Raw genomic sequence first — 17,998 nt, 5'->3', positions numbered from 1 at the left:
GATTATTTCGCCACCTTCTTCTTCGAGTAATCCCGTTTCCGAGGCGGTATCAGCGATACATCGACATCCTGATACTCAAATTCCGGCGCTTCATACGGACTTACATGTTTAGCCATTGTTGTTTTAAGCCATTCATCATCATTACGTTCAGGATAATCCGGTTTATAATGAGCGCCCCGGCTTTCGTTGCGGTTGTATGCGCCAAGGGTAATAACCCTTGCAAGCTGAAGCATGTTCGAGAACTGGCGGGTGAACATCGCTCCTTGATTGCTCCATTTTGTCGTGTCATTGATATTAATCTTTTTAAACCGTTCCATTAGCTCTTGAATTTTGTCATCTGTTTTCAATAGCTTGTCATTGTGGCGGACAACCGTGACGTTTGCTGTCATCCACTCACCGAGCTCTCTATGGAGAACATAAGCATTTTCAGTTCCGTCCATGCTCATCATCTCAGCCCATTTTTCTTCTTCGTTTTTAACGTGAGCATCGAATAAAGACGAAGACATGTCTTCTGCCGAAGATTCTAAGCCGTTTACATACTTCACCGCATTCGGTCCCGCCACCATTCCTCCGTAAATCGCAGAAAGCAGGGAGTTTGCCCCTAAGCGGTTGCCGCCGTGCATAGAGTAATCACATTCTCCAGCTGCAAACAGTCCCGGGATGTTTGTCATTTGATCGTAATCCACCCATAAACCGCCCATTGAATAATGGACTGCCGGGAAGATCTTCATCGGGAGCTTTCGCGGGTCGTCTCCCATGAATTTTTCATAAATCTCAATAATGCCGCCGAGCTTAATATCCAGCTCTTTCGGATCTTTATGAGACAGATCGAGATACACCATATTTTCACCGTTAATGCCGAGCTTCTGGTTGACACACACATCAAATATTTCGCGTGTCGCAATATCACGCGGCACCAGGTTTCCGTAAGCCGGATATTTTTCCTCTAAGAAATACCACGGTTTACCGTCTTTATATGTCCACACTCGTCCGCCTTCACCGCGCGCTGATTCACTCATCAGCCTTAGTTTGTCATCGCCCGGTATGGCTGTCGGGTGGATTTGAATAAATTCCCCGTTTGCATAATACGCTCCCTGCTGATAAACGATCGACGCAGCAGAGCCTGTATTAATCATAGAGTTAGTCGATTTTCCAAAAATGATGCCCGGTCCGCCCGTTGCCATAATGACAGCATCTGAACGGAAGGATTCAATTTGCATGTTTGTCAGATTTTGCGCAACGATTCCGCGACAGGTTCTGTCATCATCTAATACTGCGCCAAGAAATTCCCAGCCTTCGTATTTTGTGACCAGACCGGCAACTTCGTATCTGCGCACTTGCTCGTCCAGCGCGTACAGCAGCTGCTGTCCCGTTGTTGCACCCGCATAAGCTGTTCTATGGTGCTGTGTGCCCCCGAATCGGCGGAAATCAAGCAGGCCTTCAGGTGTCCGGTTAAACATAACGCCCATCCGGTCTAATAAGTGGATGACTGAAGGCGCCGCTTCACACATCGCTTTGACCGGCGGCTGGTTGGCAAGAAAGTCGCCTCCGTATACAGTGTCATCAAAATGCTCCCACGGAGAGTCACCTTCCCCTTTTGTATTGACCGCTCCGTTTATGCCCCCTTGCGCACAAACCGAATGAGAACGTTTAACAGGAACGATGGAAAACAGCTTAACCGCCATTCCTGATTCCGCTGCTTTTATTGTCGCCATGAGGCCCGCGAGACCTCCGCCGACTACGATAATGCTTGATTGACTCATGATAGCCCATCTCCCTCTAGTAATCTAGTACTCTTATACAAATGCAAAAATCGCTTTTAAGCCTACGTAAGACAGGACAACAAAAATAATTAGCGTAACATATGTCGAAATTCTTTGAGAACGAGGCGTTACCGTGATACCCCATGTCACAGCGAAAGACCATAAACCGTTCGAGAAGTGGAAAATTGTGGACAAAACACCGACAATATAAAAGCCAAGCATAGCCGGAGAGCTCAAAATATTCGCCATCATGTCAAAATTGACTTCAGCGCCCATTTGTGCGGCAATGCGGGTCTCCCATACGTGCCAGCTCACGAAGATGAGGGTGATAATACCGGTTACACGCTGCAGGACGAAGAGCCAGTTTCTCATATAGCTGTATTGGCCTGCGTTATTTTTTGCAGTAAACGCTATGTACACACCATAAACTGCATGATAAATTAATGGTAAGAAGATAATAAAAATTTCCAATGCATACCTGAAAGGCAGACTATCCATAAAATGAGCGGCATTATTGAATGCTTCAGCGCCTCTTGCGGCAAACTGGTTGACGACTAAATGCTGAATGAGAAAGATGCCGACCGGTATGACGCCAAGCAAGGAATGCAATCTTCGAAAATAAAACTCTCTGTTCCCAGACATTACGTTACCCCCTGTTTGATAAGTGCGAAATGTGCTAAATCTCTTCCCCCACTTCTTTCAATTGTAAGCACTTTATTAAGATTTATTGACAATTTCATTTTACTCCTCCCTCAAAAGGGCGTCAAGAAAACGCGTACATAAATTATAATTTTCCGAATTGATTAGCAGATTCAAAAATTTTATTTTATCAATATATGTTTTTTCTTAATTTTTCATAAGAATTACAGGATCATTCTGTAATCCTTCCCCCTGTTTAGGCTATAATATACGGAGGAGAGAGGGGAGACAGATATGAAGTCTAAATACGAAGCATCTATTGATAATCTAAAAGAAATAGAAATGAATGCCTATGCCTACGAACTAATACGAGAGATCGTTCTCCCGGATATGCTTGGCCAAGATTACTCTTCCATGATGTATTGGGCAGGAAAACATCTCGCCCGTAAGTTTCCTCTTGAATCATGGGAGGAATTTCCGGCCTTCTTTGAAGAAGCGGGCTGGGGAACTCTCACCAACGTAAGCACTAAAAAACAGGAGCTTGAATTTGAACTTGAAGGGCCGCTCATTTCCAACCGGCTTAAACATCAGAAAGAACCATGCTTTCAGATGGAAGCTGGTTTTATTGCTGAACAAATCCAACTCATGAATAACCAGATTGCCGAATCATATGAACAAGTGAAAAAGAGAGCCGATAAAGTGGTTCTGACTGTAAAATGGGATATGAAAGACCCAGTGTAATAAAAAAGGCGGTGACTGCACAGTCCCGCCTTTTTTGATTGTCATTGCACAGCTGAAGGGTGTTTTGAAAGCTCAAATGCATCGTGCAGCGCTTCGACTGCTTTCACCATGTCATTTTCGCTTATAACGGTTGAAACTTTGATTTCAGATGTGCTGACCATTTTGATTAAAATATTTTTTTCCGCCAGTACAGCAAACATTTCAGCCGCTACACCAGGGTTTGAGACCATGCCGGATCCGACAATGGATACTTTAGCCAATTTGCTTTCTGTCTCGATTTTCTCAAATTCAAGAGCGTCTTTATATTCTTCAAGCACCTTAACGGTTTGAGCGGCGTCTTCTGTTTTGACAGAGAAGGAAATGCCGGCCTGATTGTCTCCGGCTTGCGTTTGGATGATAATATCGACGTTAATGTTTCTTTTCGCAAGTGTTGTAAAAATTGTGGACAAGGTTGTCAGGCCGCCAGTCAGGCCGTAAATGGTGACCCTTGTGATTTGATCTTCGAACGCAATGCCCCTGACAATTAGATTTTGCTCCATGGATGATTCCTCCTCAATTAATGTTCCCGCTTCTGTTTCTGTACTTGAACGCACTTCCAACGTCACTTGATAATTTTTCGCAAATTCAACAGCTCTTGGGTGAAGAACGCCAGCGCCTAAATTAGCAAGCTCAAGCATTTCATCGTATGAGATACCGGCAAGTTTTCTCGCAGATTTCACAAAGCGCGGATCGGTTGTAAACACTCCCGGCACATCCGTGTATATATCGCATTTATCCGCTTGTAATGCGGCAGCCAAAGCAACTGCTGTTGTGTCAGAACCGCCCCGGCCCAATGTCGTGATTTCAGCGTCTTCTGTCATACCTTGGAATCCCGCGACAATGACAACCTTTCCTTGCTCAAGCTGATCTGCTAAAGCCGAAGTGTCTATATCTGTAATTCTGGCGTTTCCATGCACAGATTCCGTACGGATTCCCGCCTGCCAGCCCGTATAGGAAACTGCGTCATAGCCTTTTTCCTGCAGCGCCATGGAAAGCAGGGAAATGGTGACCTGCTCGCCCGTCGCCAGCAGCATATCCATTTCGCGTTTGCTCGGCTGGTCAGAAATTGCTTTTGCAAGGCCGACCAATTCGTCAGTGGATTTTCCCATAGCCGAAACGACAACAACGACTTGATGGCCCTTCTGTTTTTCTGCAATTGCGCGGTTTGCCGCATTTTGAATTTTTTCGACTGAGCCGACGGAAGTACCTCCGAATTTTTGTACAATAAGACTCATGTATTACCACCCTTTACATTTTGGTTCGTGCGGGTGAGGAGAAAGAGCGCTTTGTCCACAATAAAAAAGCAATGAGAGGAATGTCTCTCATTGCTTATCAATTAATCATCATGAATGATTATGAACAACGAGATAGCCCTCCAAGAAATGATTTCTTGACAGCCTTACATTTCTTCAATGCACGGCCAGCAAATAATACCGATGGGGGGTTTTATTTGCTTCGGCGACGCTCCCCTTTCAGCCTTTTTCACAGAATCCATCATTCTCTAAAGGCTTACTCTTGAAGTTCGCACCTCTATCTTCACCATATAACACGATCTAACTATGAAATTAGTTCACATTTTATCAGATCTTTTTTAAAAGGACAACATTAATTTTGCAATTTATCGTAAAGCAGCTGAGCCGCCGCTCCGGGAACACCCGCTTTTTGAATGTCCTCAAGGCTTGCTTCCTTCATTTTTTTCACAGAACCGAAATGCTTCAACAGCATTTTCTTTCGTTTCTCTCCGATACCCGGGATATCATCCAATACGGATTGAAATGCGCTTTTCCCGCGGATTTGCCTGTGAAAGCTGATCGCAAAGCGGTGCACCTCATCCTGAATGCGTTGCAGAAGGTAAAATTCCTGGCTGTTTCGTTCCAGATACACCGCCTCCAGCGGATCTCCGATTAGCAGATTTGAGGTTCTGTGTTTTTCGTCTTTCGCCAGGCCCGCAATTGGGATATCCAAGCCGAGTTCATTTTCAATGACATCCCTTGCGGCGTTGATCTGTCCTTTTCCTCCGTCAATGATGACCAGATCAGGCAGCGGCAGATTGTCGCGAAGCACTCTCGTATAGCGTCTTCTGACAACCTCTCTCATAGAACCATAATCATCCGGCCCTGTAACGGTTTTGATTTTATATTTGCGGTATTCCTTTTTATTCGGTTTGCCGTCGATAAACACGATCATCGCGGAAACAGGATTTGTCCCCTGTATGTTTGAGTTATCAAATGCTTCGATTCTGTGCGGGGTGTAAATATTCAATGCTTCACCGAGTTTCTGCACGGCCCCAATGGAACGTTCCTCATCCCGCTCGATTAGAGAGAATTTTTCTTTGAGCGCAATTTTCGCGTTTTTATGAGCCAGCATAAGCAGTTCTTTTTTCGAGCCTTTTTTTGGCTGGTGTACGTTTGTTTCCAGCAGCTGCTCAATCATGGATTGATCGACACTGTCCGGAACTAAAATTTCCTTCGGAAGGAAGTGGTTGTTTTTTGTATAGAACTGCCCGACGAACGTAAGAAACTCTTCATCTGCTTCCTGATAAAGCGGGAACATGCTGACATCGCGTTCAATGAGCTTTCCTTGGCGGATGAAAAAGACCTGTACGCACATCCAGCCTTTATCATACGCATAGGCGAATACATCACGGTCGACTAGATCGTTCATCGTCATTTTTTGTTTTTCCATCGTTGATTCAATATGAGCGATTTGGTCACGAAGTTCTTTTGCCCGTTCAAACTCAAGATTTTCAGCAGCTTCATGCATTTTCTCTTCAAGCTCTTTTTTAACCTCATTATAGCCGCCTTTTAAAAAGCGGGTAACGCCCTCTACCAGCTCTCTGTTTGTCTCTTCAGAAATATCCTTCACGCACGGAGCGAGACATTGGCCAAGATGATAGTAAAGGCACACCCTGTCCGGCAGTTTGGAGCATTTTCTGAGAGGATAGAGACGGTCGAGCAGTTTTTTTGTTTCCCTTGCGGATTGTACGTTCGGGTACGGCCCGAAATAGCGCCCTTTGTCTTTTTTGACATTGCGGGTGACAATCAGCCTTGGGTGGCGTTCATGTGTGAGTTTGATAAAGGGATAGGTTTTGTCGTCTTTGAGCATGACATTGTATTTCGGGTCATACTTTTTGATTAGGTTCATTTCTAAAATAAGCGCTTCTAGATTGGAGGACGTCACGATATATTCAAAATCCTCGATTTCCGTCACAAGCCTTTGTGTTTTCGCATCATGAGAACCGGTGAAGTAAGAGCGCACTCTGTTTTTCAGCACTTTTGCTTTTCCTACGTAGATCACAGTCTGCTGCCGGTCCTTCATGAGATAACATCCGGGCTGATCGGGAAGGAGGGCGAGTTTTTCTTTTAGTTGTTTGTTCATACATTACCCTTCCTTAGTGTGTAATCCTTTGTTTCCAGTTTAACACGAACGTTTGTTTTTCTCTATGCTTCATGATTGGCGAATAAAAAAAGCGATCCCTCAATCGGAATCGCTCTGGCATGTAAGCAGCCGAAAATTAAAGATGTTTGTTTACAAGCTCTTGAAGTGCTTCTTTCGGTTTGAAACCGACAGACGTTTCAACTACTTCTCCGTCTTTTAACACAAGAAGTGTCGGGATGCTCATAACGCCGTATTTTCCAGCTGTTTCTTGGTTTTCGTCTACATCGATTTTTACGATTTTCAGTTTGTCTCCCATTTCTTGATCCAGTTCTTCAAGAACAGGTGCAATCATTTTACAAGGTCCGCACCAAGGAGCCCAGAAGTCAGCCACTACGACGCCTTCGCTTGTTTCAGCTGAGAAAGATTGATCAGTTGCTTTTACGATAGCCATTATTGAATTCCTCCAATTGTGAAATGATGATTTTTAGTATAGCATCTCCCATTCATTCACGCTATTTTAATGCTTATAAATTATTTTTTCCTGATCACAATCGGTTTACTCATATTTTCTTGGATTGAATGGGATATGTTCTTTTCATTAAAATACGAATCTGATAATGGCCCCAATCACTACAATCGCCCCGATGATCATAAGAATGGTACGAAGCATAGAATAACATCTCCTCTTTTGTCATGTACCTTACTTTGCCCTGCCGAAGCTGTTTTAAAACATGAAAAAGAGAGTCGGTATGAAGGCCGGCGCTCTCTTTCGGATAAAAATCGGCACGCAGTACATGCCAATGGCGGTGCTTTTATTATATTTGTTTTGTGTACACCTTTCCCGAACTTCAGCAGCCCGGGAGTTCCTTTACGAGTGTATATTCAATTGTTTGAATTCCTCAGTTAATAACGGAACGACTTCAAATAAATCCCCTACGATGCCGTAATCCGCTATTTTGAAGATATCGGCTTCAGGGTCTTTATTGATAGCGACGATTACCTTGCTGTTTGACATGCCGGCCAAATGCTGGATGGCGCCGGAAATACCGCAGGCGATGTACAAATCCGGGGTGACGACTTTCCCGGTCTGCCCGATTTGGAGAGCATAATCACAATAATCTGCGTCACACGCCCCGCGAGATGCCCCTACTGCTGCGCCCAGCACCTCGGCAAGCTCCTGCAGCGGCTCAAATCCTTCCTTGCTTTTGACCCCTCGGCCGCCTGCAACAATCACTTTGGCTTCGGAAAGATCAACGCCGTCCGCTGTTTTTTTCACAACTTCTTGAATAACAGTGCGGAGGTCAGTAAGAGAAACGTCAACGCTTTCGATACTTCCCGACCTGCTGAGGTCTTTTTCTAGAGCTTGAATATTATTGGGGCGAATCGTTGCCAAAACCATCGGATCGGTCGAAATGACGTGTTCAAATGCTTTCCCCGAGTAAATCGGCCGGGTGAACACGATATTCCCTCCGGCAACGCTTACATCTGTCGCATCAGAAATCAGTCCTGTTTGCAGACGAGCCGCGAGCTTCGGCGAAAGGTCCTTTCCGATTGCCGTGTGCCCGCAAATCACTGCATCCGGCTTTTCTTGGTCAATAATGGATCTCATGACCTGGCTGTAGCCATCTGCCGTGTATGCTTTCAGGTTTGGGTCTTCGGCTGTGAGAACTTTATCAGCTCCGTAATGGTGAAGCTCCTGTGCAACGCTTTGGATATTTTCTCCGATGAGAACACCGATGACTTCTCCATCACCTGAAATGGTTCTTCCTGCAGCTAATGCTTCAAAGGTGACATTCCGCAATTCTCCATCGCGGCATTCTCCTAGTACGATCACTTTCTTTCCCATTCTAACATCCCCCCTGTTTCTTTGAATGTCCGAGCTTTATATGACTTTAGCTTCGCTGCGGAGCAATGAGACGAGCTCTTTTGCCTGTTCGGCAGGCTCACCTTGGAGAAGTTTCCCGGCTTCTTTTTTCGGCGGCAGAAAACGATCAATGGTTTTCACCTTTGGTTCGGCATCCTCTTCGTCAAGACCGAGATCATCAAGTTCCAGCTCTTCAAGCGGCTTTTTCTTGGCCTTCATAATCCCCGGAAGCGAAGGATAGCGCGGTTCGTTTAAGCCCTGCTGAGCTGTGACAAGCAACGGGAGCGTCGTTTTGATTTTTTCAATATCCCCTTCCACATCCCTTTCCGCTTCCGCATCAGCGCCGTTGATTTCGAGTTTTGTAATCGTTGTGATGCACGGGATGTCCAGCAGCTCAGCAAGCCTTGGCGCTACTTGCCCTGATCCTCCATCAATGGCGACATTTCCGCCGAGAATCAAGTCAAATTCCTGATCCTTCATATAGTGATATAGCACTTGAGAAACGGAATATTGATCGGGTTCTTCGAGATCATCTTCTATGTTGATTAAAACGGCTTGGTCACATCCCATGGCAAGCGCCGTACGCAATTCCTTCTCGGCTTCTTCACCGCCGACCGTAACAGCGGTGATCATGCCGCCATGCTTTTCCTTCAGCTGGATGGCTTCTTCTATCGCGTACTCATCGTATGGATTAATGATCCATTCCGCTCCGTCATCCTGAATCTTTCCGGCTTCAATGACGATTTTTTCTTCAGTGTCAAACGTCCGTTTCATCAGTACAAATAGATTCATGATCATATCCCCTTTTATTCGCCTTTGAACTGCGGCTTTCGTTTTTCGAGAAAGGCCTGGATGCCTTCTTTGGCATCCTCTGACTGAAATGCTTCTCCAAACCGTTTTGCTTCAAGCTTTAAGCTTCCTTCGTAGGAATATATCTTGTTCGAATAAAGCAGCTCAAGCAGTGATGCCAGTGTTTGCGGACTTTTTTCTGCAAATTTAGCAGCAAGTGTCTTTGCTTTTTCAAGCACCTCCGCTTCATCTTTTGCTCCAATTGATACAAGCCCGAGATCAAGCGCTTCTTTCCCTGATATTGGTTCTCCTGATCCGATGAGCTCTAATGCTTTAGCTGTACCGATATACCTCGGCAGACGCTGTGTTCCCGCAAAACCCGGAATAATACCGAGGTTAAGCTCGGGCAGCCCCAGCTTGGCGTCCTCTGACGCAATTCTGATATGACAAGCCATCGCAAGCTCCAGTCCGCCTCCAAGAGCGGCACCGTGGATTGCCGCGATTATCGGTTTTGAAAACCCTTCTATTCTCTCCATCAGCTGCTGGCCTCGCTCAGCCAGCAGTGAGGAATCCTCATTGCCTTTAAGCGATGTGAATTCTTTAATATCGGCGCCGGCGGAGAAAAATCTTCCTTCACCGTGAATGATGATGCTTCGTACGCCTGCATCTGTCTCACATTGATCAAGACAGGAAGACAGCTCTTCCAATATCCGGCTGGAAAGCGCGTTTGCCGGCGGATTGTGAATCGTCAAGACTGCCACAAATTGATCAACTGCCAATGATATTGCATTCATAGACAAGCCCCCTTTACTTATTATGAATTCCAGACGCTAACAGTTCTAAAACGCTGTCTGACAAGGCGGCAAGATCATACTTTTGGTCATTCATCACCCAAGTTGTCACGGTTTCGTCAATCGTTCCGAATATCATCTGCCGGGCGAGGCGGACATCAAGACCTTCTTTTAATTCGCCTGATTGTATGCCTTCTGTCAAAATATTATCCAAAATATTCATATAGCCTTTTAATACTTCATTGATTTTCTGGCGCAGCTCCAAATTTGACTGGCGGAGTTCAAGCTGAGTGACAATTGCGAGGTTATGATCATCCGCTAAAAGGGAAAAATGCTTTGAAATCACAAGTGCAAGTTTCTCTTTCGCTGTTGTCTTTTCTTTTATGTCCTCTTCCATCCGCTCAATAAATTGGCCCATTTTTTCTTTGAAAAGAGAAATTAAAATATCTTCTTTATTTTTGAAATAAAGATAGATGGTGCCATCCGCCACTCCGGCTTGTTTGGCGATTTTAGATACCTGTGACTGGTGGTAGCCGTTTTCTGCAATGACTTCTACTGCTGCATCAATAATCTGCATATACTTTGGCCGTTTTTGCTTCAATGTTCATCGTTCCTCTCTATAGAAATGAATGACTATTCATTCATATTTTCATAATAAAAAGGATTTTCAGCTTTGTCAAGTTTATTCATAGGTATTCTCTTTTTCTCATATCATTTGTTATTTCATATGATGATTTTCAACTTCTTCTTCAAGTAAACGCCTTCTTAATATTTTCCCAACCGCCGTTTTCGGGAGCTCTTTTCTAAACTCATAGACTTTCGGCACCTTATAGGGAGCAAGACGGGATCTCGCAAAAGCGTCCAGCTCCTCTTCATCAGCTTTTGCGCCTTTCTTTAACACAACAAACGCTTTTACTGTTTCTCCCCTGTAGGGATCTGGCACACCGGCCACAACAATTTCCTGGATGGCTTCATGTTCATAAAGCGCTTCTTCTACTTCACGCGGATAAATATTATAGCCGCCGGCGATGATGATGTCCTTCTTTCTGTCGGCAATATAGAAAAAGCCCTCTTCATCCATATAACCCATGTCTCCGGTGAACAGCCAACCGTCTCTTAGTACAGAGGCAGTTTCCTCTGGTTTATTCCAATATCCTTTCATGACTTGCGGCCCTTTTACAATGATTTCTCCATGTTCATACGGAGCGGCAGGCCCGCCCGTTTCTTCTGAATAGATTGCTGCGTCAGTACCCGGCCAAGGACAACCGATACTGCCCGGCTTGTTTTTTCCCCAGACAAAATTGGCGTGTGTCACTGGGGAGGCTTCAGATAAGCCGTAGCCTTCCACAAGCTTTCCGCCGGTTACCTTTTCAAATTTCTGCTTTACCTCCACAGGCAGCGCAGCTGATCCGCTAAGACAGCTTTTAATGGATGACAAATCATATTGCTGCAGTTCGGGATGATGTAAGAGGCCAATGTAAATTGTCGGTGCGCCCGGAAAAAGGGTCGGTTTCTGTTTGTCGATGATTTTAAGCGTTTCGAGCGGATCAAACTTAGGAAGCAGGATCATTTCGAAGCCTAGTTTAATCGAATAATTCATTACTGCTGTCAGTCCGTAGACGTGAAAAAACGGGACGATGCCAAGCACTTTTTCATCCCCTTCTTTTACACCATACATCCAGGCGGAGCACATGTCAGTATTGGCCAAAATATTTTGGTGTGTGAGCATGGCCCCTTTGGGAGCCCCTGTTGTTCCGCCGGTATACTGGAGGACAGCGATATCATGTTCAGGATCAATCTTTGGGATTGTCAAGAGCGCAATTTTTTCCCCCTTCATGCTGGAAGCGAACATATGAATATGATCTTTTTTGTCAAAGTCGATGTGCACTTTTTGTTTTTGCGTCAGCGGGTAAAGGATGTTTTTCGGAAAAGGCAAATAATCTTTTATGCTGGTGATCAAAACCTGCTTCACAATTGATAACGTTTTCATTTTTACAGCCTTTGGGAACAGTAAATCTAAGGTGATGATCACGCTCGCCTCCGCATCTCGCAGCTGGTATTCAAGCTCATGCTCAGTATAGAGCGGATTCGTCTGCACCACGATGCCGCCGGCAAACAAGACGGCATAATAGGAAATGACTGCTTGCGGGCAATTGGGCAGCATGACAGCCACTCTGTCTCCTTTTTGCAAGCCGATGTCCTGCAAAAAAGCGGCGAGTGTAAGGGCATCTGTCAGAATGTCATGAAAGGTGAGTTTTTTTCCATAAAAAGAGATTGCGGTTTTATCAGGGAATCGTGCGGCGGAGTCTGTCAGGATGGATTGCAGGGTTTTGTTCGGTAACGGAAGCTCATGCGGGATATCGTCGGGATACTCGGTAAGCCACGGTTTTTTTGACTGCATAAAACCTCCCCTTTCGGTTTTAGATTTTCACCCTCTCATTATAGCAGATGCACGGTAAAAAAAAGAAAAAGAAAGGTAAATCTTTCTTTTTCTCATGATACGAACAGATATATAAGACCGATTAACAAAAAAATTCCCGCTGCAGCGAGCAATACTTTTGCAAGCTTTTCCATCTATTCTCCGTCCCCTTATATTCCGGCTGCCACCACAAAAGAAAGCCCGACAGAGATGACAAATGAAATGAAGCCGACAGCCCGGTTATCATTCTGGATTTCCTGATCAATTTTAAATCGCGGAGTCAAAAACTCAAAAATAAAGTAGCTGATCAGAAGCATGACAAATCCGTAAACACCCCAGCCTATCATTTGCATTAGAGAATTGTGCTGGGAGATGGAATGTTGAAATACATTTGCGATTCCTAAAATTTTTCCGCCGGTCGCCATTGCTACCGCGACATTCCCTTTTTGAATCTCTTCCCAGTTTTTATAAGCCGTCACCAGCTCAAACACAGTCAAAAAGAGGACGAGGCAGAGAACCGCAACACTGTAATATGCCGCGATTTCCACAAGCTCGTTTTCCCAAAAATCACTCATGCTCATACTCCCTTTTATTTTAGTTCAACAACCGTAACGCCTGATCCTCCCTCACCCGCTTCACCGAAACGGGAGCTTTTGACGCTGCGGTGGTTTTTCAGAAGTTCCTGCACGCCTTTTCTTAAAGCGCCGGTGCCTTTTCCGTGGATGATTGACACCCTTGGATAGCCGGCTAACACTGCATCATCCAAGTATTTTTCAACACGGCTGAGGGCATTTTCATAGCGTTCGCCGCGAAGATCAAGTTCAAGCGATACGTGATAATCCTTTCCCTTGACCGCCGTAATCATTTTTTCTTTTTTCGGTGCCGGAGCTGATTTGATAAACTCTAAATCTTTTTCTTTTACTTTCATTTTTAAAATGCCGATTTGGACATTCCATTCATTGCTCCCGGTTTTTTCAAGCAATGTTCCTTTTTGCCCGAAGGTGAGCACCTTCACCTCATCACCAGGCTTGAAGTCGCGTTTTTGTGTTGTCGGTTTTTCCGGTTTTTTGGACTTTTCAAAAGCAGGAACAGCACCTTCTAACCGTTTCTTCGCGTTGATCAGCTCGTGATCCTTGAAGGATCTGTGTTCTTCTTTTATGGAGCGCAATTCATGAATAATGTCTTCCGCTTCTTTCGTTGCTGCTTTTACTTTTTCAGCCGCCTGCTGTTCAGCCTCCTCGAGCATTTTGTCTTTTTTGCTATTGAGCTCGATGATTTGCTGCTGCAGCTCTTTATGCAGCTTTTCTGCTTCTTTTCTAATTGACTCTGTCTCTGAAAGTTCTTCTTCCGCACGTTTTTTGCTTTGTTCAAGCGACGCAATCATCGTATCGACTTCATTATGCTCAGCCGTCATTTCTGACTTCGCCTGTCCGATGATGTGGTTTGGAAGCCCTAGGCGTTTTGAAATTTCGAAGGCGTTGCTTCGTCCCGGAACGCCAATTAAAAGTTTATAGGTCGGTGACAGCGTTTCGATGTCGAATTCAACACTGGCATTCATCACACCATCTCTGTTATAGCCGTACGCCTTCAGTTCCGGATAATGGGTCGTGGCTAGTACTCTCGCATTAGTGCGATGCACATCATCCAAGATGCTCATAGCGAGGGCCGCGCCTTCTTGCGGGTCTGTCCCTGCGCCAAGCTCATCGAAAAGAACGAGGCTGTTTTCATTAACTTCTGCTAAAATGCCGACAATGTTCACCATATGGGATGAGAACGTACTCAAGCTTTGCTCAATCGACTGTTCATCGCCGATATCGGCGAATACATGCTCAAACACCGCAGCTTCAGACTCTTCCTCTGCCGGAATATGAAGGCCTGATTGCGCCATCAAGGTTAACAGTCCTAATGTTTTAAGGGTGACTGTTTTCCCCCCGGTGTTCGGCCCTGTAATGACGATAGTTGAAAAATCGCCGCCAAGCTCGATATCATTGGCAACCACCTGATCAGGCGGCAGCAGTGGATGGCGGGCTTTTTTCAAGCGGACAAAGCCGTTGTCGTTCATGATCGGCTTTGTCGCTTTGACCGCTTTTGCGTATCTGGCTTTTGCAAAAATAAAGTCAAGCGTCTGCAGCACGTGCAAATCTTGAAAGATCTCTTCTGTGTGCTCTGCCGTTTTCTCTGTCAGCATGCGCAAAATCCGTTCAATTTCTTGCTTTTCTTTCACTTTCGCCTGCTGAAGCGAGTTGTTCATGTCGACAATTGCCTGCGGTTCTATGAACAGCGTCGCGCCTGATGAAGAAGTGTCGTGCACAATTCCTCCATAGCTTGATCTGTACTCTTGTTTGACCGGAATCACAAAGCGGTCATTCCGAATCGTAACGATCGTATCAGACAGCATTTTTGAAGCGGAGGAGGAGCGCAGCATTGACTCTAACCGGTCTCTGATTCTCGATTCAAGTGTTCTGAGCTGTGTACGGATTCCTCTTAACGTTTCCGACGCATGATCAAGCACTTCTCCATGATCATCGATGCAGGAATTAATATCCCGCTCTAAATCGGTCAGCGTGATAAGCTGTTCCGAACGCTGATGAATCAGCGGAATGTCGACGCCGTCTTCAGCCATTTGGCTGATAAAATGTTTCATTTGTTTCACTGCATAAAGCAGTCCTGAGATTTCAGTGAATTCTGAGGGACTGAGAACACTGCCGATTTCCGCCCGTCTTAACGCTCCTCTAACATCAGTAAGACCGCCAAATGGCGCCTGGCCTCTCAGCCGGATAATAGCAGAAGCTTCGTCTACTTCATCCAGCTGTTTTTTAATTTCATCTAAAGAAGCAGAAGGCTTAAGCTCAAGGAGCATCTCTTTTCCGAGCGATGAGGCGGCATGCTCAATAACCTGTTCTTTCACTTTATGAAATTCAAGAGCTGATAATACTTTTTGCTGCACGATTGTGTGAGCCTCCTTACTTAATCGTTGCGCTTCAGGAATGCCTGTACGTCTTCAAGTGACCGGGCATTCAGAACGTTTTTTGTTTCCGTCCAGCCTTTGCGCGCGGCAGTAACGCCGGTTTTCATATCGTCTAACATCTCAATATTATGGGCATCGGTATTGATCACCAATGTAACCCCTTGTTCGTTTGCTTTTATTACATGTTCTGTGCGCAGATCGAGACGCGCAGGGTTGGCGTTGAGTTCAAGCGCCGTATTTGTTTTCTTCGCAAGCTCAATCAGCTGATCAATGTTAATTTCGTAACCGGCCCGTCTGCCGATCAGGCGTCCGGTCGGATGGGCGATAATGTCAACATGTTTATTGGTCAGGGCTGTCTCAAGCCGTTTCATGATGACGTGTTCCGGCTGATTAAAACTGGAATGAATTGATGCAATGACGATATCCATTTCTGCCAGCATGTCATCATCATAATCAAGCGTGCCATCAGGCAGGATATCCATCTCGACACCTTTCAAGATTCGGAAATTCGAGAATTCCGCATTCAGCGCGTCTATTTCTTTTGCCTGCTGCTTAAGCCTTTCAGCAGTCAGCCCGTTGGCGACCTTTAAATATTGCGAGTGATCGGTGATCGCCATATATTGATAGCCTTTATTCATGCAGGCTTCAGCCATCTCTCTGATGGAAAATGCGCCATCGCTCCATGTTGAGTGCATGTGGAGATCTCCTTTGATTTGCTCTGGCTCTATCAGGTTAATGCTGTCGCTGTAGGTATCCACTTCTTGCCCGCTTTCGCGGAGCTCCGGCGGAATCAGCGGCAGTCCGAAATGCGCATAAAATTCTCGTTCACTCGGGAATGTTTTAATATCCCCGGTTTCAACTGTCTCGACGCCATATTCACTGATCCGCTCACCGCGTTCTTTGGCGATTTGCCTCATCTTAATGTTGTGATCCTTTGACCCCGTAAAATGGTGAAGCGTTGTCGGGAACTGCTCTTCCGTCACAAGACGGAAATCAACGCTCGTTTCATATTCAAAGGAAAAGATGACAGACACCTTTGTATCTCCGCTCGCGATCACGCTTTTGATATTTGGCAGCGCGAGAAGCTGCTCTCTTACTTCATTCGGATGATCTGTGGCAATGATATAATCCAAATCCTTTACTGTTTCACGCGCTCTGCGGAGACTGCCTGCGCGAGAAAATTTGATGACATCCGTCAATTGAGAAAGGTGCTCTTCAATGTCCCGGGCAACCCGGAGGGCATAGCCGATCGGGAACCGGTCAGGCTGTTTTCCAGCTTCTCCGAGCGCCTGTAATATTTTTTCTTCGGATTTTTTGCCAAAGCCCGCCAGACCTTGCACCTTTTGCTGTTCGCAGGCTTCCTTTAAGGATTCTGCATCATGTACGCCAAGCTCTTTATATAGCTTTGCAATTTTTTTGCCGCCCAGCCCCGGCAGCTTCAATAAAGGCACGAGCCCTTCCGGCACTTCTTTTTGCAGTGATTCAAGCGTGCTTGACTTTCCTTCATCTATATATTCTTTAATCACGCTGTACGTCCCTTTTCCGATGCCGGACAGCGACATCATATCGTCCATTTCTGATAAACTGCGGTCGTCCTGCTCCAGAGCTGCCGCTGCTTTTCGAAAGGCTGATATTTTAAACGGGTTGTCCCCTTTGAGTTCCATGTAGACTGCAATGGTTTCAAGCAGCCGGATAATATCTTTTTTATGCATACAATAACCCCCAGACGTTCACATATGTTTCCATCATACTCGAAAAAAACTTCTCCGGACAAGAGAAGTTTTTTATGCCCCGTACTGTGTCCATAGCTCTTCTAAAAGCCCTGACAAATACGGTGTATGGTTAATGATCAGATTGGCGAGAGATGATTCGCTCATCATTTGCTGTAAAGCATCTACCGGAAGCACGGATCCGACATATAACAGCACAAATGTAAACAAAAAGACTTCCAGAAAACCGAGAACCGCACCCAGCACCTGGTTGATTTGTTTAATCACCGGAATGCTGGTTACCATACTCAGGAATGAGCCGACGATTCTCAGTAAGATTTTAGCGATGATAAATAAAACGATGAACGCAATCGCATTATAGTAAGCCGTTTCTAAATTTCCCGTAAAAAAAGAAAGCGCCGGCTGTCCCCCCGAAAAGTCAGGAGCGGGAATCCACTTTAAATGCGGCGCCACATTTTTATAAAATAAAGCCGCAAAAGCGATCGATAAAATAAAGCTCGTCAAGCGGATAAACTGCAGGATAAAACCGCGTTTCAACCCCAGTAAAGTCCCCATCAGGAGCAAGATGATGATGATGATATCTAGCATAGTTGTTCAATCCTTTTTTTTAAGCTGACGCTCCAGTTTTTCACATTTCTCTTGTAATTTGACATAATCGTGCACCACATTTACAGCTGTCAGCACTGCAAGTTTATTTATATCAAGGTATGGGTTTTTTTCATTAATTTCTCTCATTTTATCATCAACAATTCCGGCGACATACCTCATATGGGCTTTGCTTTCTTCACCAATTATCGTGAAGTGCTGGCCGTAAATGTCAACGGTTGTTTTTGTTTTTTTGCCGTCAGACAACGTTTCTCCTCCATTCAACGAGAAT

General features: G+C 45.2%; 16 protein-coding genes and 1 riboswitch. Of the genes, 1 reads left to right on the top strand and 15 read right to left on the bottom strand.

What is annotated here, in order from left to right; all coding sequences use genetic code 11:
- Nucleotides 1–2 precede the first annotated feature (2 nt).
- Together sdhA and sdhC are read right to left on the bottom strand one after the other, a co-directional pair.
- Complete coding sequence (gene sdhA / locus AAGG74_RS01145) at nt 3–1,763, bottom strand: succinate dehydrogenase flavoprotein subunit (protein WP_429674303.1); 1,761 nt, start codon at nt 1,761–1,763, stop codon at nt 3–5.
- A gap of 33 nt (nt 1,764–1,796) precedes the next feature.
- The gene (gene sdhC, locus AAGG74_RS01140; RefSeq protein WP_162101024.1) at nt 1,797–2,405 is read right to left on the bottom strand and encodes a succinate dehydrogenase cytochrome B558; all 609 of its coding nucleotides are present in this window, start codon (nt 2,403–2,405) and stop codon (nt 1,797–1,799) included.
- Between the two features lie 291 nt (nt 2,406–2,696).
- On the opposite strand from sdhC, the gene AAGG74_RS01135 reads away from it, so the two are divergent.
- The gene (locus AAGG74_RS01135; RefSeq protein WP_429674302.1) at nt 2,697–3,143 is read left to right on the top strand and encodes a YslB family protein; all 447 of its coding nucleotides are present in this window, start codon (nt 2,697–2,699) and stop codon (nt 3,141–3,143) included.
- A gap of 41 nt (nt 3,144–3,184) precedes the next feature.
- Here the strand turns inward: AAGG74_RS01135 and AAGG74_RS01130 are convergent, their stop codons facing one another.
- The 13 genes from AAGG74_RS01130 to zapA all read right to left on the bottom strand — a co-directional run bounded on the left by AAGG74_RS01130 (nt 3,185) and on the right by zapA (nt 17,973).
- The gene (locus AAGG74_RS01130) at nt 3,185–4,417 is read right to left on the bottom strand and encodes an aspartate kinase (RefSeq protein WP_225493673.1); all 1,233 of its coding nucleotides are present in this window, start codon (nt 4,415–4,417) and stop codon (nt 3,185–3,187) included.
- A 125-nt stretch (nt 4,418–4,542) separates the two neighbouring features.
- Nucleotides 4,543–4,723: riboswitch (Lysine riboswitch) on the bottom strand.
- A gap of 64 nt (nt 4,724–4,787) precedes the next feature.
- Nucleotides 4,788–6,560 carry an excinuclease ABC subunit UvrC gene (gene uvrC, locus AAGG74_RS01125; RefSeq protein ID WP_429674301.1) on the bottom strand — a complete coding sequence of 591 codons (1,773 nt, stop codon included), beginning with the start codon at nt 6,558–6,560 and terminating at the stop codon, nt 4,788–4,790.
- A gap of 136 nt (nt 6,561–6,696) precedes the next feature.
- On the bottom strand, nt 6,697–7,011 hold the full coding sequence (trxA, locus tag AAGG74_RS01120; RefSeq protein WP_162101028.1) for a thioredoxin: 315 nt from the start codon (nt 7,009–7,011) through the stop codon (nt 6,697–6,699).
- Nucleotides 7,012–7,428: 417 nt separating this feature from the next.
- Nucleotides 7,429–8,406, bottom strand: a complete 978-nt coding sequence (locus AAGG74_RS01115; protein ID WP_429674300.1) for an electron transfer flavoprotein subunit alpha/FixB family protein — start codon at nt 8,404–8,406, stop codon at nt 7,429–7,431.
- Between the two features lie 36 nt (nt 8,407–8,442).
- Nucleotides 8,443–9,216 (bottom strand): electron transfer flavoprotein subunit beta, encoded by a 774-nt coding sequence (gene etfB, locus AAGG74_RS01110; protein ID WP_429674299.1) that lies wholly within the window; start codon nt 9,214–9,216, stop codon nt 8,443–8,445.
- A gap of 14 nt (nt 9,217–9,230) precedes the next feature.
- Nucleotides 9,231–10,007, bottom strand: a complete 777-nt coding sequence (locus tag AAGG74_RS01105) for an enoyl-CoA hydratase (protein ID WP_429674298.1) — start codon at nt 10,005–10,007, stop codon at nt 9,231–9,233.
- 13 nt (nt 10,008–10,020) lie between these two features.
- A complete protein-coding gene (gene fadR / locus AAGG74_RS01100) occupies nt 10,021–10,605 on the bottom strand; it encodes a fatty acid metabolism transcriptional regulator FadR (RefSeq protein WP_429674297.1) in 585 nt (194 codons plus the stop codon).
- 117 nt (nt 10,606–10,722) lie between these two features.
- Nucleotides 10,723–12,405 carry an AMP-binding protein gene (locus tag AAGG74_RS01095; RefSeq protein WP_429674296.1) on the bottom strand — a complete coding sequence of 561 codons (1,683 nt, stop codon included), beginning with the start codon at nt 12,403–12,405 and terminating at the stop codon, nt 10,723–10,725.
- A gap of 188 nt (nt 12,406–12,593) precedes the next feature.
- The gene (locus tag AAGG74_RS01090; RefSeq protein ID WP_429674295.1) at nt 12,594–12,998 is read right to left on the bottom strand and encodes a DUF350 domain-containing protein; all 405 of its coding nucleotides are present in this window, start codon (nt 12,996–12,998) and stop codon (nt 12,594–12,596) included.
- A gap of 14 nt (nt 12,999–13,012) precedes the next feature.
- Complete coding sequence (locus AAGG74_RS01085) at nt 13,013–15,370, bottom strand: endonuclease MutS2 (protein ID WP_429674294.1); 2,358 nt, start codon at nt 15,368–15,370, stop codon at nt 13,013–13,015.
- Between the two features lie 20 nt (nt 15,371–15,390).
- Nucleotides 15,391–17,103, bottom strand: a complete 1,713-nt coding sequence (polX, locus tag AAGG74_RS01080; protein ID WP_429674293.1) for a DNA polymerase/3'-5' exonuclease PolX — start codon at nt 17,101–17,103, stop codon at nt 15,391–15,393.
- Nucleotides 17,104–17,175: 72 nt separating this feature from the next.
- Nucleotides 17,176–17,709: a CvpA family protein gene (locus tag AAGG74_RS01075; protein WP_429674292.1), complete on the bottom strand. Its 534-nt coding sequence runs from the start codon at nt 17,707–17,709 to the stop codon at nt 17,176–17,178.
- A 6-nt stretch (nt 17,710–17,715) separates the two neighbouring features.
- Nucleotides 17,716–17,973 (bottom strand): cell division protein ZapA, encoded by a 258-nt coding sequence (zapA, locus tag AAGG74_RS01070; protein ID WP_162101038.1) that lies wholly within the window; start codon nt 17,971–17,973, stop codon nt 17,716–17,718.
- Between the last annotated feature and the right edge of the window lie 25 nt (nt 17,974–17,998).

The organism is Bacillus mexicanus (assembly GCF_050445615.1).
In the GTDB taxonomy this organism is placed as follows: domain Bacteria; phylum Bacillota; class Bacilli; order Bacillales; family Bacillaceae; genus Bacillus; species Bacillus mexicanus.
Note: the sequence above shows the minus strand (reverse complement) of the source record. Positions and strands in the feature narration are given on the sequence as shown.

Bases quoted from the DNA above. Each gene is read 5' to 3' on its own strand.
- sdhA (WP_429674303.1), bottom strand. From the start codon at position 1,763: ATGAGTCAATCAAGCATTATCGTAGTCGGCGGAGGTCTCGCGGGCCTC.
- sdhC (WP_162101024.1), bottom strand. From the start codon at position 2,405: ATGTCTGGGAACAGAGAGTTTTATTTTCGAAGATTGCATTCCTTGCTT.
- AAGG74_RS01135 (WP_429674302.1), top strand. From the start codon at position 2,697: ATGAAGTCTAAATACGAAGCATCTATTGATAATCTAAAAGAAATAGAA.
- AAGG74_RS01130 (WP_225493673.1), bottom strand. From the start codon at position 4,417: ATGAGTCTTATTGTACAAAAATTCGGAGGTACTTCCGTCGGCTCAGTC.
- uvrC (WP_429674301.1), bottom strand. From the start codon at position 6,560: ATGAACAAACAACTAAAAGAAAAACTCGCCCTCCTTCCCGATCAGCCC.
- trxA (WP_162101028.1), bottom strand. From the start codon at position 7,011: ATGGCTATCGTAAAAGCAACTGATCAATCTTTCTCAGCTGAAACAAGC.
- AAGG74_RS01115 (WP_429674300.1), bottom strand. From the start codon at position 8,406: ATGGGAAAGAAAGTGATCGTACTAGGAGAATGCCGCGATGGAGAATTG.
- etfB (WP_429674299.1), bottom strand. From the start codon at position 9,216: ATGAATCTATTTGTACTGATGAAACGGACGTTTGACACTGAAGAAAAA.
- AAGG74_RS01105 (WP_429674298.1), bottom strand. From the start codon at position 10,007: ATGAATGCAATATCATTGGCAGTTGATCAATTTGTGGCAGTCTTGACG.
- AAGG74_RS01095 (WP_429674296.1), bottom strand. From the start codon at position 12,405: ATGCAGTCAAAAAAACCGTGGCTTACCGAGTATCCCGACGATATCCCG.
- AAGG74_RS01090 (WP_429674295.1), bottom strand. From the start codon at position 12,998: ATGAGTGATTTTTGGGAAAACGAGCTTGTGGAAATCGCGGCATATTAC.
- polX (WP_429674293.1), bottom strand. From the start codon at position 17,103: ATGCATAAAAAAGATATTATCCGGCTGCTTGAAACCATTGCAGTCTAC.
- AAGG74_RS01075 (WP_429674292.1), bottom strand. From the start codon at position 17,709: ATGCTAGATATCATCATCATCATCTTGCTCCTGATGGGGACTTTACTG.